Raw genomic sequence first — 12,772 nt, forward strand, 5'->3', positions numbered from 1 at the left:
CCGGCCTTCAAGTGCTATATTAGGGCAAAATGCCCTAACCTGTCAAGCACTTTAGCTAAACTTTTTTCGCTTTACCGGAATCCGAAGGCTAAACTTTAGCCGCTAAAACCTTTCCCTTGGCGTCAATCCTCTTTCCAGATCACGCCCAGCCCGGCCTGGTCGCACAGGATCGCCCATGCCGCATAGGGAATCGGGGTGTCCTCGCCGATCCAGCGGCGGATCGTGCGGTCGCCCTTCGCGCCCAGCCCCAGCGCCTTCGCGGCCTTGCTGCCGCTGAACCCGGCCAGGCGCAGCACCTCTCGGACTTCCTCGCCGGTCGGTTGCGCCCAGCGTTCGGCCGGCTTCAAGCACTCCAGCCGGATATTGGCGTCGTTCGTCATTCGTTCGTTCTCCTGGTCAAGTGATAAGCCGCAACTGGTCGAAGCCGTAGATCGACTGGATGCAGCTCGGGTCTGAATCGACCACGCGCCGGCCTGCGCGATTGGTCTTGTACGTTACCGGCCTGTCGTCGTGCGCCCACACCTGGCGGGTGTCGGGATGCACCTTCACGATGATGATGCGCTTGCCGATGTAGCGGTCGAAAACCGGGTGATGGACGCTCACGATCTCGCACCGCTGGCCGGGCTTGAACTCCACCAGGTCGGCCGGGCCTCCATCGCCATTCCTGGCGATGCTGCAGGTTGCCGCGCTCGCTCGCGGCATCGTTGTTTCCGGCGATACAGGCCCGCCCTCGCCCGGCTCGGCATCGTCGGCTTTGACGATGCTGCAGGTCATCGTCGTTTCTGGCGATGCGGGATCTCGCTCCGGGCCTGCGCCGGTGATTTTTCCCTTGGCGTCCAACCCGGCGGCCCTGGCCGCCTTGATCCTGGTCGCGGCCTCGGCCGCCCAGCGCCTGGCGATGAAGGCCCGATGCGAGGGCAGCACCACATCGACCAGGACGAACCCCGGCGGCACCAGGACGGTCGCCGGTGCGCGCCGCGCCGGCGGCTCCAAGCCGGCCAGCCAAGCGGGCAGGGGAGCATCGGCCAGGCGGTCGCGGTAGCTGGCCTCGACCATCACCGGGCGCTTCTTCTCGGCTCGCTGCGCAGCCAGGATGCCGCGCGCAACCTCGTCCACCGTCATGCAGCCCTGCGCCGTGTCGAAGTGCGAGCGGTAGCCCGTTTCGGAGATAAACGGCCTGTCCAGGTCGATGACGTGGAACTGGAAGTGGGCACCCAGCGGCCCGCCGTAGCCGGCCTCGTACTCCACCAGGGCGCGCATGTCGCCATCCGCGACCAGGAACTGGCCGCGCTGGCCCCACAAGGGCACGTCGCCAGGCACCGCCGCGCAATGGCGCTCGATGACCTGGCCGGGCGCGTCGTGGTCGGCCATGCTGCCCACGTGCGTTCCGCCGTTCATCTTCCAGATGACGGCCTCGTATCGGTCGCTGGCCGCCTCGGCGGCCGCACCGTCACCGCGCATGATCGCCGCGTCGATCTCCACCACGGCCGCCACGGCGGCGGCCAGCAGCTCGTCGCGGTCGGTGGGCAGCTCGGCCAGCAGCTCGGCCGCCGGCGCGTTCCAGTCCTGGCCCGGCTGGGCCGGCGTCTTGCGTTTCTTCGCCATCGGCCGGCCCCTCAAGTGTCAGCACGCCGCCACGCGATCACGTCGCGGGCTTCGTAGCCGTGGCGCTTGCAGTCGTCGCAGAATCCCGAGCTGAACCCCTTGTGGTTCGTGCCGATCCATGCGGCCGGCTTGCCGCATTCGTGGCCGTAGGTGCCCGGCTCGGCGTTGTGGCACTTGCCGTCCGTCGCGTAGCTGTTCGTCGGTGCCTGGGGAGCGTTGTTCCTGGTCATGGTCGCCTCCTGGAAGCCCCGGCCGAAGCCGGGGCCGCCCCTCATCAGTCAATAGCCCGGTAGATCGCGGCCGCCTCGGCGTGGCTGGCTGCGAAGCCGCGCAGGAAGTGATAGCGGTCGATCAGGGCATCGCCGGCGTCCGTGTCGGCGGCCTCGGCCGCGAGCTGACCCAGCGCGAACAGGGTTGCGACAATGCCGGCGGCGTCGGCCGACAACTCGCCTCGGAAGCCGTTGCCGTCCACCTCGATCTCCAGGCGGTCGGCCAGGTCGGGGGCCATGTAAAAACCGCCGTCCGACAAGGTGTAGTAGTGCCAATACGCGCCGCTGTAGCGTTCGCAGAGCCGGCGAAGCCAGGCATACACCAGGGCCTCGCCGCGCATCATCAGACGCGGGCCGAAGTAGGCGGGCAGGAAGTCGAGGCGCTGGGCCTCGGCGACCAGGGAAGCGGTAACGGGTTGCTCTTGGGTGTTCATCGGACTTTCTCCGGTAGTTGACCTGGGCGAAATGCCCGGCCTTCAAGTGCTATATTAGGGCAAAATGTCCTAATCGTCAAGCACTTTAGCTAAACGTTTTAGCCGCTAAACCTTGCCCTTTCCCTTGGCGTGCATTACAATGTAATTCACGAACCCAACCGGAGAACCAATCATGGCTGCAAACCAGCTCGTACAAACGCGCATCGACGGCGCGATCAAGGAAGAAGCGGCGGCCGTCCTGGCCGCGATGGGCCTTACCGTGTCCGACGCGGTGCGGCTGCTGCTCACGAAGGTGGCCCAGGACAAGGCGCTGCCCTTCGAGCCGCTGATTCCGAACGCCACCACCATCGAGGCGATGAAGGAAGCCCGCAAGGGCAAGCTGCCGCGCTTCGCCACCGTCAACGATCTGATGGCCGATCTGCATGCGGCAGATTGAGCGCACCGGCCAGTTCAAGCGCGACTACAAGCGCGAGGCGAAAGGGCAGCACCGGGCCACGCTCGACGCCGACCTGGTGCCCGTCCTGGTCGCGCTCGCCGACGACCAGCCGCTGGAACCTCGGCACCGCGACCACGCGCTGACCGGGGACTGGAAGGATCACCGGGATTGCCACGTCAAGCCCGACCTGGTGCTGATCTACCAGAAGCCCGACGCCGACACGCTGCGCCTGGTGCGCCTCGGCTCTCACTCCGAACTCGGCTTGTGATCGGCGCGGGCCTGGCCCCGCGTCTCACGTTTCATTGACACTTGAGGGGCGCTTTCCGCGCCACCGGCCGAGCTGGCCGACCCCCTTCCTTGGCGTAAAACCTGCGGCGGTGGAGCTGCTGCGATGCTTGAGGATCGCGCGGCCGGTCGAACCGCGGCGACCTGGTTGGGGAGTGTGAGGGGGCTTTGCCCCCTCGCAAGCTCTCGAACTTACTGCCTTCCGCCAGGCGCTTGCGCCTGGCTCTCCTAAGCCGTAGCGCCGAAGGCGCTCCATTGTGGGGTGAGGCCGCAAGGCGGCCGAGGGGCGTAGCCCCTGGGGGGATGGGAGGCCGCTTGCGGCCGGGTGGGATCGAGAAGGGGGGTTTCCCCCCTTCGGCGGCCGGTCATGCTGCGCGGTAGCTTGGGCCGTGTTGCCGTTTTTTTCGCCAGCCTCTGGTTAAAACTACCTGGTTATATAAAAAGGTTATAAAGACGGTTAAAAACCTGGTTAGCATGACCGAAAAACGCGCGTAAACCGTTGTCACGCCAAGGAAAAGCGCGAAGAGGCCGCCCCTCAAGTGTCAATGGATAAGCCCCCCATGTGTCAATACGCTGCCCCTCAAGTGTCAAGAACCGCGCCCCTCAAGTGTCAGTAGGGCCGCCCCTCAAGTGTCAATACCGGGGCAGGGTTCCTAACAGGGTTATCCACAACTTCGGTGGATAACTCCATGCCGATCAGGCACTTAGGCCGCCTCGGCGGCCGCCTGGACGGCTCGACCAGGCCGAAATCGGCCGCTGCCCCCCAAGTGTCAACATCGCGCCGGCCCCGCTGCCCCTCAAGTGTCAACGTCAGGGCTGCGCCGGCCGGCCTCGGCCGACTTGTCCCGAAACTGTCCACAACGGCCGCGCCGGTGGGGCAGGGCAGGGAAGGCCCCGGAAACGGGCCAGGAAGGCCCGTCAGGGCCGCAAAGCCCAGCGGCGAGGGCCACCGGCCCGGTGAGGGGTCTCCTCGTTTTCAGTGCAATAAGTGACGGTACGAAAAGCTAGCACTGGCGCGGAGGTGGTGTTGGTAGATCGTTGATTTCATTGACTTTCCTGTTCACTTTCAAATCTGCGATTCGTGGCGTCAAACCGTGGTCGGTTTCATCCATTGGTGCCAGTTATCGATGCATTTGGCCGCGAAGGCAGGATTTGGTCAGCATAGCGGTCAACCGGGAAGCGAAACACACCCCGCAAGTTGATGCTCTCCAGCCTGGTGGGCGCAATCTTCCCGATCAGTTCCGGTGGAATGACCTGGCGGCGGTTCGACCAGCGATCCAGGACCGCCTGCATCTGTGAGGTATTCCACGCCATCACGATGTTGGCCATCAGGCTCAACGCATCGGCCACAGCCTGCATTTCATCGACACGTTTGGCCTGCGCCGGGCTGATCCGGCCGGTATAAATGGCGCGCTTGAGGGCGTTAACAGCCTCGCCCCGATTGAGCACCCGGCGCAACTCGTTCCTGAAAGCGTCCTTGACAAAGTAGTCAGCCAAAAACGCCGTACGCAGCAACCGCCCCAATTGCACGCCAGCCTCATAGATTGGATCGCCCTGGGCGGCAGAACCGAACCGCGCAAGAGCTGCCACCGCACTGGCATGTCCGCTCATGACCGAGGCTGCCAGGTGCACCAGACTATCCCAATGCTTTTCGATCAAAGCGACGTCGACATTGGCTTCGCACACCGCAGCGATTTCTGCGGGCACTTTGGTGCCGCGTGGCACAAAGAGGTGGCGCTGTTTGAGTTCCTTCAACCGCGGGCAAAGATGCTGGCCGACGAAGCCCTGTACGCCGCCAAGCGCGGAGGACGCAACCGCGTGGCACATGCCGGCAACGACCTGCATGTGCAGCCAGGCTGAGCGGGCGGGCGCCGACCGCGGCACGGAGCAGTCGCCGGCCTGGCGCGTGCTGGTGGCCGACCACGACCTGCAGGTGCATGCAGCGGCCCGTGCTGCCGTGCAGGGACTGGTACTGTTCGGGCGGCCCGTGGTCGTGCTGCATGCACAGGATGCGGCACGGGCCCGCCACCTGTTGCTGCAGGAGGACGATCTCGCGGTGCTGCTGCTGGACGCCTTGCTGGGCGGCGCCGCGTCCGGCGGCCTGGCCGGCTTCGCGCGACAGCAGGCCGGCCGCGTGAACATGCGCATCGTGCTGCGCACCGAGGCCCGCTCGCTCGCGCTGCCGATGCTGGCCCGCCACGACATCGGCGACCACCGCCGCAAGGCGGAGCTGTCGCCGCAGCGTCTGCGCGCGGTGCTGGCCGGCGCGGTGCGTGCCTACGTGCAGCACTGCCGCATCGATGCGAACCGGCGCAGCCTGGCGCGCATCGTGCAATCGGGCGCGGCGCTGATGGAGCAGACCGACCTGCGCGGCTTCGCGGCGGCCGTGATCACCCAGCTGGCCGGCCTGCTGGGCGTGGCGCCGCAGGGCCTGGTCTGCGTGCGCGAGACGGGCGCCGCCAGCGGCTGCCGTGTTCTGGCCGCGACCGGCGACTTCGCCGCGCGTCGGCGCCGCCTGCAGACCTCCAACGCCGCCTTGCTGCTGCACCGCGCGCTGGTGCAAGGCCTGCCCGCCCACGGTGGTGCGTCGGGCGGTCTGGCCCTGCCCATGGGGCAGCACGCCGGCCAGGCCATGGCGGTCTACGTGCACGCGCCCGCGCTGCGCGAGGCGCCGGAGCCGCGCCTGCTGGAGGTGTTCTGCGCCCACCTGCGCACGCTGCGGCACAACCGCAGCCTGCTCGAGCGCCTGCACCAGTCCGCCTACCACGACGCGCTGGTGTCCCTGCCCAACCGCGCGCACTTCACCGAGCAGGTGGACGCATGCGCGCGCCGCGGCGCGCGCGACCACATCCTGGCCCTGCTGGACATCGACGACTTCAGCGCCACCAACGACGTGATGGGCCACCGCTTCGGCGACCGGCTGCTGCGCGCGGTGGCGCAGCAACTGGCCCAGGCCCTGCCGCCGGGCGTGCTGCTGGCGCGCGTGGGGTCGGACACCTTCGGCGTGCTGGGCAGCCGCGCGCAGGTGCTGCCCCAGCGCCTGCTGGCCTGTGTGCGCCAGCCGCTGCTGCTGGACGGCGTGCCGCACAAGGTCTCGCTGACCTGCGGCTACGTGCTGCTGGCCGACGCGGGCCAGACCGGTGTGGACCTGTTCAAGGACGCGACCATCGCGCTGCAGCGCGCCAAGCGCGAGCACCGTGGCCAGGAGCTGCGCTACGCCGAGCAGATGGGGGCCGAGGCGCGCGAGCGCGCGCTGCTGCTGTCCGAGCTGCGCGCGGCCATCGACCAGGCACGCCTGTACCTGGTCTACCAGCCGCAGCGCGACCTGCGCACGCAGGCGCTCGTGGGCCTGGAAGCGCTGCTGCGCTGGCGCACCGCCGACGGACGGCTGGTGCCGCCGGACCGTTTCATCCCGGTGGCCGAACACTCCGGCCTGATCGTGCCGCTGGGCCAGTGGGTGCTGGCCACGGCCTGCGCCACCATGCGCGCCATGCTGGACCAGGGCTGCGCGCCGCGGCGCATGGCGGTCAACGTGGCCGTGGCCCAGCTGCGCGACCCGGCCTTCCTCGCGACCGTGCGCGGCGCGCTGGCCGAGCACGGCCTGCAGGGCCGGCACCTGGAGCTGGAGATCACCGAGTCGGCCGCCGTGCTGCCCACGCAGCTGCTGGAGTCCACGCTGACGGCGCTGCGTGCCGAGGGCATCAGCATCGCGGTCGACGACTTCGGCACCGGCTACTCCTCGCTGAGCTACCTGGAGCGGCTGCCGCTGGACCGCATCAAGATCGACCGTGGCTTCGTGCGCCAGCTGCGCCAGGCCCGCAGCGCCCGCATCGCCGAGACGGTGGCCCAGCTGGGCCGCCGGCTGGGCCTGCAGGTGCTGGCCGAGGGCATCGAGGATGCGGACACGCTGCAGGCCCTGGTGGACATGGGTTGCCACGAGGGCCAGGGCTACCACATCGCGCAGCCGATGGAGCGCGAGGCTTTGCAGGCGTGGTTGTTGCGCGAGGCCGTGGCGCAAGCGGGTGCGGCGCACGCCGTAGCGGCGTAGGACGGCGCCGCAGCAATCCCCTGCGGCGTGCGCGCCTGCAGGCCCTGGCGCCGTGGCCGGTGCTGTAATGGTCCGATGAACACGACCGCATTCGGCACACCCGACACACCCGGCGCCCGCGTTCTGGTCGTGGGCGGCGGCATCGCCGGCCTGGAGATCGCCACGTCGCTGGGCCGGCGCTGGCGTGCCCGGCCGGGCGCGCCCACCGTCACGCTGCTGGACCGCGATGCCGCCCATGTCTGGAAGCCGATGTTGCACACCATCGCGGCCGGCACGCGCGACATCGCCCAGCAGCAGACCACCTTCGTGGCCCAGGCGCGCGACGCGGGCTTCGTCTACCAGCCCGGTGCGCTGAGTGGCCTGGACCGGCCGCAGCGCCTGGTCCAGGTCGCGCCGCTGCATGCCGAGGACGGCCGCCTGCTCGTGCCTGCGCGCAGGCTGCCCTACGACGTTCTGGTGCTGGCCCTGGGCAGCCAGGCCAACGACTTCGGCACGCCGGGCGTGGCGGAGCACTGCCATGCCATCGATTCGCGGCTGCAGGCCGATGCCTTCAGCCGCGAAGTGCGGCTGCGCATGCTGCAGTGCGTGGCCATGGGGCAGCCGCTGTCCATCGCCATCGTCGGCGGTGGCGCCACGGGCGTGGAGCTGGCGGCCGAACTCGTGCAGCTGACCGAGACCGCCGAGGCCTATGGCGCCACGGGTCTCGGCGAGCGGCTCACGATCACACTGGTGGAGGCCGGGCCGCGGCTGCTGGCCTCGTTCCCGCAGGACATCTCCGAGGCCGCGCTGCGGCGTCTGCGCGCGCTCGGGGTGCGCGTGCGCACGGACACGCAGGTCAAAGCGGCGCTGGCCGAGGGCTTCGAGCTGGCCGACGGCAGCCTGCTGCGGGCCTCGCTCAAGGTCTGGGCCGCCGGCGTGAAGGCGCCGGCGGTGCTGGCCGACCTGGACGGCCTGGAGACCAACCGCAACCACCAGCTGCTGGTGCATCCTTCGCTGCAGACCACGCGCGACGCTTCCATCTACGCCGTCGGCGACTGCGCCAGCCTGACGCTGCCCGGCAGCGAGCGGCCCTTGCCGCCCACGGCCCAGGTGGCCCACCAGCAGGCCCAGCACCTGGTGCGCCACCTGCCGCAGGTGCTGGCGGCCGGGGCCACGGTACCGCCGTTCCGCTTTCGCGACTTCGGCGCGCTGGTGTCGCTGGCCGACTACGATGCGTTCGGATCGCTGGGCCAGTTCGGCTTCTTCGACGGCGGCATCATCCGCGGGCGCCTGGCGCAGCTGAGCCATGCCATGCTGTACCGCAGCCACCAGGCACGGCTGCACGGCTTCTGGCGCGGCGGCCTGTTGTGGCTGGCCGACCGCATCCAGGCGCGCGTGCGGCCACCGATCCGGCTGGATTGAGTTGCCCTAGATTCGGCAGTTGACCGCTCGCCACCTTCAGAAACACCGCATGGACACTGAAGCGAGCGTCTTCGATGGCTCTCACCTTCGAGGTGAGGACGCTATGCACCCGCCGGCACCGCGCTCGCCGCGCCATGCCGCGTTGCTCCTCCTTGCGCACAGAAGTGCGCCGCGTCGTCGCGCCTTGCCTGGCACGCCGATCACGGCGCCATCGGGCGCATCCAACTGCCGAATCTAGGGTTACAGCAGCCAGTCGATCGGCAACCAGGACAGCAGGCGCAGGCCCAGCCGCAGCCACAGCGGCGCGCCGGGTTCGCGTTCCAGCAGCTGCGGCGGCTCGCTGCGGCCGTCGCGCCATTGCAGTCGGCCATGCGGGCTCAACTGCAGCTGGTAGCCGCGCGCGCTGGCCTTCTCGCGCAGCTGGGTGTCCAGCTGCGCGGCCAGCGCCGGGCTGTCGATGACGAAGCCCAGTTCGGTGTTGAGCCGGGCCGAGCGCGGATCGAAGTTGAACGATCCCACGAACAACTGGCGCTGGTCGACCACGAAGGTCTTGGCGTGCAGGCTCTCTGCCGAACTGCTGCCCAGGCGCAGCTTGGCGTCCGGCGCCTGCGTGTCGGCTTCGCGCCGCATCTCGTACAGCTGCACACCGGCGCGCAGCAGCGGCACGCGCCAAGGCATGTAGCCGGCGTGCACCACGGCCACGTCCGTGGCCTCCAGCGCATTGGTGAGGATGGCCACGTCCACGCCGCGGGCCGCCAGCTTCTCGAACAGCGCCGTGCCGCGCGCCGTGGGCACGAAGTAGGGCGATACCAGCTTCAGGCTGTGCGCAGGCGTGTCGACCAGCCGGGCCGTGCGCGCGAACATCAGGTCGGCATCGTCCGCCTGTCCGAGTCCCTTGGCCGGATCGTCGCTGACGAATTCGACCGGCGCCCAGTGCAGCGGCAGCCGCCCTGCCAGCAGCTCGGCCACGAAGGACGAGCGCGCCACGGCGTCCAGGTACTGGCGCGTGCGGTCGGGCAGGTTCTGCAGGTCCTTGGGCGGCGGCGGCGTGGCGTCGGCCGCGTCCAGCAGCAAGGCCAGCGGATAGGACGAGCCGCTCGCCCAGTAGCGGTCGAAATCCTCGGAGACGGCCTGCACCACGGGCCCGATGGCCAGCACGTCCAGGTCCACGAACAGCGTGTCGACCTCGGCGCCGAAGTATTCGTCGCCCACGTTGCGGCCGCCGACCACGGTGGCCTGGTTGTCGGCCGTGAACGACTTGTTGTGCATGCGCCGGTTGGCGCGCCCGAAGTCGGTCACGAAGCCCAGCGGCTTGAAGCGCCGCTGGACGAAGGGGTTGAACAGCCGCACCTCGATGCGCGGGTGGGCGTCGAGGTCGGCCAAGGTGGCGTCCAGGCCCGCGCTGCCCAGGTCGTCGAGCAACAGGCGCACGCGCACGCCGCGGTCGGCTGCGCGGCGCAGCGCCTCGAACAGCAGCCGGCCCGACATGTCGTCGCGCCAGATGTAGTACTGCACGTCCAGCGTGCGTTCGGCCGCTTCGGCCAGCAAGACGCGCGTGGCGAAGGCGTCGCGGCCCTGGTCGAGCAGGAACATGCCCGAGTGCCCGAGTGCCCGGGCGACTGCAGCGCAGCGGCCTGGCGCACGGCGCGGCCCAGCCGCGTGGCCGCGGTGTCCGGGTCGAGCCGGCTCGCGCTGCGACCCTCCAGCGAAGGCAGTTGCGCGCAGCCGGCCAGCAGCGCCAGCACTGCGGCGAACAAGGCGATGCAGCAACGGCGCAGCGGCATGGACATCCCGATGGTTCTCATCCCAGGGCCAGCACCTCCTGCGCATGGCGCGCCGCCACCCACTCTTCGTTGGTCGGCTCCACGCCCACACGCACGCGGCTGGCGGCGGCCGAGATGACGCTGGCGTTGCGGGCATTGGCATCCTCGTCCAGCGCCACGCCCAGCCAGTCGAGCGCCGCGCAGATGCGCTGGCGCAGCACCACGCTGTGCTCGCCCACGCCGGCCGTGAAGACCAGCAGGTCCAGCCCGCCCAGCACCGCTGCCAGCGCGCCCACCTCGCGCACGATGCGGCGCACGTACAGCGCCAGCGCTAGCGCGGCGCGCGGCGCGTCGGCCTCGCGCTCCAGCAGCACGCGCGGGTCGGACGAGATGCCCGAGACGCCCAGCAGGCCCGACTCGTGGTACAGCACACGGCCCACCTGCTGCAGCGAAAGCTTCTCGATCTCCATGAGGTAGAGCACGGCCCCGGGGTCCAGCGCGCCCGTGCGCGTGCCCATCATGAGGCCGTCCAGCGCCGAGAAGCCCATGGTGGTGGCCACGCTCTGCAGCGCCTGCATGGCGCACAGGCTGGCGCCGCTGCCCAGGTGGGCGACCACGGTGCGGCCGCGTGCCAGCGCGCCGTGGCGTTCCTGCAGCGCCACGGCCATGTACTCGTACGACAGGCCGTGGAAGCCGTAGCGGCGCAGGCCGCGCTCGAAGGCCGCGTAGGGCAGGGGCAGGACCTGCTCGACCAGCGGCAGGCTGCGGTGGAAGGCCGTGTCGAAGCAGGCCACCTGCGGCAGCCCGGGCTGCTCGCGCAGCAGGATCTCCATCGCCTCCAGCGCGAAGGGCTGGTGCAGCGGCGCCAGCGGCACCAGGGCCTTGAGTTCGGCCAGCACCTGGGCGTCCACGCGCTGCGGCGCCAGGTAGCGGGCGCCGCCGTGCACCACGCGGTGTGCCACCGCCGCCACGGAGCGGCCGTCGAGCCAGCGCACGATCTCCTCGCGGATGGTCTGCAGCGCCCGCGTGTAGGGCTGCTCGCTGCCCAGGTCGACCGGCCGCACCGGCACCGTGGTGGCACCGAAGTCGGGCGCCGGGCCGCCGATGCCCTGGACCTTGCCGTTCCAGGCGGGGTGGCGGTCCGTGCCGGTGGCGTCGAACAGCGCGAACTTGATGCTCGACGAGCCGCAGTTCAGCACGACGATGAAGGAAGTCATAGGGGCTTGCTCCGATGAAGGTAGGCCAGCAGCAGGGCCGCGGCGCAGGATGCGTTGCGCCATCGCGCGGCCGTCGGCGCGGCTGGTCGGCACGGCGGGGATTGTCGCGCCCAGGTGCTGGTGTGGGATTGGTCGGCGCGCGTGCCTTCGGGCCTGCACCGGCCGATCCCGCCTCTCGCGTGGCCGCGAGGGCCCGGTGCACAGCTTCTCACACGGCCCCGCTGAGCAGCACCACGCCCAGCACCACCAGCACGCAGCCCGCGGCGCGGCCCGGGCCCACCCGCTCGCGCAGCACCAGCATGCCGAACAGCGCGCCGACCATCATCGACATCTCGCGCGTGGGCGCGACCACGCTGACCGGCGCGCCCATCTCCAGCGCAGCCAGCACCAGGATGTAGGACAGCGGCGAGAGCAGGCCCACGGCCACGGCCAGCCACCAGTGCCCGCGCATGGCCGCCACCGTGGCTGCGCGGTTGCGCAGCATCCAGGGCGCGAGCACGCACAGCCGCACCAGGTTGGAGAACCAGTCCAGCACCACCGGTCCGACGCCCAGCACCTTCACGCCCCAGGCGTCGACCACGGTGTAGCCGGCGATGAGGGCCCCCGTGGCGCCGCCCCAGCGCACGCCGGCCAGGGCGCCGGGCTTGCGGAACATGGCCAGGTGGCCGTCGGTGCAGATCAGCCCGATGCCCAGCACGATGGCGGCCAGGCCCAGCAGGCCGTGCAGCGAGGGCACCTCGCCCAGCAGCACGAAGGCGCCGACCGAGGACAGCAGCGGTCCGGTTCCGCGGGCCACCGGATACACGACCGACAGATCGGCCACGCGGTAGCCCTTCTGCAGGCACATGCTGTAGACCAGGTGCAGCAGGCCGCTGGCCACGATGCAGGCCACGACCGGCGCGTTGATGGGCATGCCGCCATGCATGAGCTGCCACACCACCCAGGGCAGGTAGGCGACGCAGGCCACCACGGTGCTGGCGCCGACGAAGGCCGTGCCCGCATGGGCGGCACGCTTGGCCAGCAGGTTCCAGGTGGCGTGGATCAGTGCCGCCAGCACCACCATCGACAGGCTCAGCACCGTCATGGCACGGCCCCTGGGATGGAGGCGGACGGGGTGCGGACCAAGCAGGGCGCCATCCAGGGCCGAATGTCCGGCGGCGCATGCACTGGTTCGCAGGGCAACGGAAGCAGGCGGTGTTGTATTGCGGGCATGGTCTGCTCGGCTGCATTGTCCACGACGGATAGGAAATTCAACCGCATGAGGCCAAGTATGGCACGAGTTTTGGGCCTCGAAACACGTTCGGCCAAGGAAGG

General features: G+C 69.6%; 11 protein-coding genes and 1 pseudogene. 4 read left to right on the plus strand and 8 right to left on the minus strand.

The annotated features are described in order from the left end of the window. Window positions 1-122 precede the first annotated feature (122 nt). Genes korC through NCR40_RS22245 form a run of 4 tightly spaced genes read right to left on the minus strand, consistent with a single transcriptional unit; the run spans window position 123 to window position 2,308 of the window. Window positions 123-380 carry a transcriptional repressor KorC gene (korC, locus tag NCR40_RS22230; RefSeq protein ID WP_011114067.1) on the minus strand — a complete coding sequence of 86 codons (258 nt, stop codon included), beginning with the start codon at window positions 378-380 and terminating at the stop codon, window positions 123-125. Window positions 381-396: 16 nt separating this feature from the next. After that, window positions 397-1,605, minus strand: coding sequence for a hypothetical protein (locus NCR40_RS22235; protein ID WP_011114068.1), 1,209 nt, complete (start codon window positions 1,603-1,605; stop codon window positions 397-399). A gap of 11 nt (window positions 1,606-1,616) precedes the next feature. Continuing rightward, window positions 1,617-1,835 carry a hypothetical protein gene (locus NCR40_RS22240; RefSeq protein WP_012478187.1) on the minus strand — a complete coding sequence of 73 codons (219 nt, stop codon included), beginning with the start codon at window positions 1,833-1,835 and terminating at the stop codon, window positions 1,617-1,619. Window positions 1,836-1,879: 44 nt separating this feature from the next. Next, the gene (locus NCR40_RS22245; protein ID WP_011114069.1) at window positions 1,880-2,308 is read right to left on the minus strand and encodes an antirestriction protein; all 429 of its coding nucleotides are present in this window, start codon (window positions 2,306-2,308) and stop codon (window positions 1,880-1,882) included. Between the two features lie 172 nt (window positions 2,309-2,480). Between NCR40_RS22245 and NCR40_RS22250 the strand changes: the two genes are divergently transcribed. Together NCR40_RS22250 and NCR40_RS22255 are read left to right on the plus strand one after the other, a co-directional pair. Continuing rightward, a complete protein-coding gene (locus tag NCR40_RS22250) occupies window positions 2,481-2,744 on the plus strand; it encodes a type II toxin-antitoxin system RelB/DinJ family antitoxin (RefSeq protein WP_011114070.1) in 264 nt (87 codons plus the stop codon). Further along, window positions 2,731-3,012 (plus strand): type II toxin-antitoxin system YafQ family toxin, encoded by a 282-nt coding sequence (locus NCR40_RS22255; RefSeq protein WP_011114071.1) that lies wholly within the window; start codon window positions 2,731-2,733, stop codon window positions 3,010-3,012. Before NCR40_RS22250 ends, NCR40_RS22255 begins: the two co-directional genes overlap by 14 nt. Before the next feature lie 1,121 nt (window positions 3,013-4,133). Here the strand turns inward: NCR40_RS22255 and NCR40_RS22260 are convergent. Continuing rightward, a pseudogene (locus NCR40_RS22260) lies at window positions 4,134-4,805 on the minus strand (Tn3 family transposase); the annotation flags it as partial. Window positions 4,806-4,872: 67 nt separating this feature from the next. Here NCR40_RS22260 and NCR40_RS22265 point away from each other — a divergent pair. Together NCR40_RS22265 and NCR40_RS22270 are read left to right on the plus strand one after the other, a co-directional pair. Beyond that, window positions 4,873-7,077, plus strand: coding sequence for a putative bifunctional diguanylate cyclase/phosphodiesterase (locus tag NCR40_RS22265; RefSeq protein WP_047748384.1), 2,205 nt, complete (start codon window positions 4,873-4,875; stop codon window positions 7,075-7,077). A gap of 75 nt (window positions 7,078-7,152) precedes the next feature. Next, window positions 7,153-8,478 carry an NAD(P)/FAD-dependent oxidoreductase gene (locus NCR40_RS22270; protein ID WP_047748383.1) on the plus strand — a complete coding sequence of 442 codons (1,326 nt, stop codon included), beginning with the start codon at window positions 7,153-7,155 and terminating at the stop codon, window positions 8,476-8,478. Window positions 8,479-8,718: 240 nt separating this feature from the next. Here NCR40_RS22270 and NCR40_RS22275 read toward each other — a convergent pair whose 3' ends face one another. The 3 genes from NCR40_RS22275 to NCR40_RS22285 all read right to left on the minus strand — a co-directional run bounded on the left by NCR40_RS22275 (window position 8,719) and on the right by NCR40_RS22285 (window position 12,542). Beyond that, window positions 8,719-10,071 (minus strand): phospholipase D family protein, encoded by a 1,353-nt coding sequence (locus NCR40_RS22275; RefSeq protein WP_186437271.1) that lies wholly within the window; start codon window positions 10,069-10,071, stop codon window positions 8,719-8,721. Window positions 10,072-10,279: 208 nt separating this feature from the next. After that, a complete protein-coding gene (locus tag NCR40_RS22280; protein WP_047748382.1) occupies window positions 10,280-11,458 on the minus strand; it encodes an acetate/propionate family kinase in 1,179 nt (392 codons plus the stop codon). Between the two features lie 208 nt (window positions 11,459-11,666). Next, complete coding sequence (locus NCR40_RS22285) at window positions 11,667-12,542, minus strand: EamA family transporter (protein WP_047748381.1); 876 nt, start codon at window positions 12,540-12,542, stop codon at window positions 11,667-11,669. Window positions 12,543-12,772: the final 230 nt, after the last annotated feature.

The sequence above is a fragment of the Caballeronia sp. GACF4 genome (genome assembly GCF_023631025.1).
Taxonomy (GTDB): domain Bacteria; phylum Pseudomonadota; class Gammaproteobacteria; order Burkholderiales; family Burkholderiaceae; genus Caballeronia.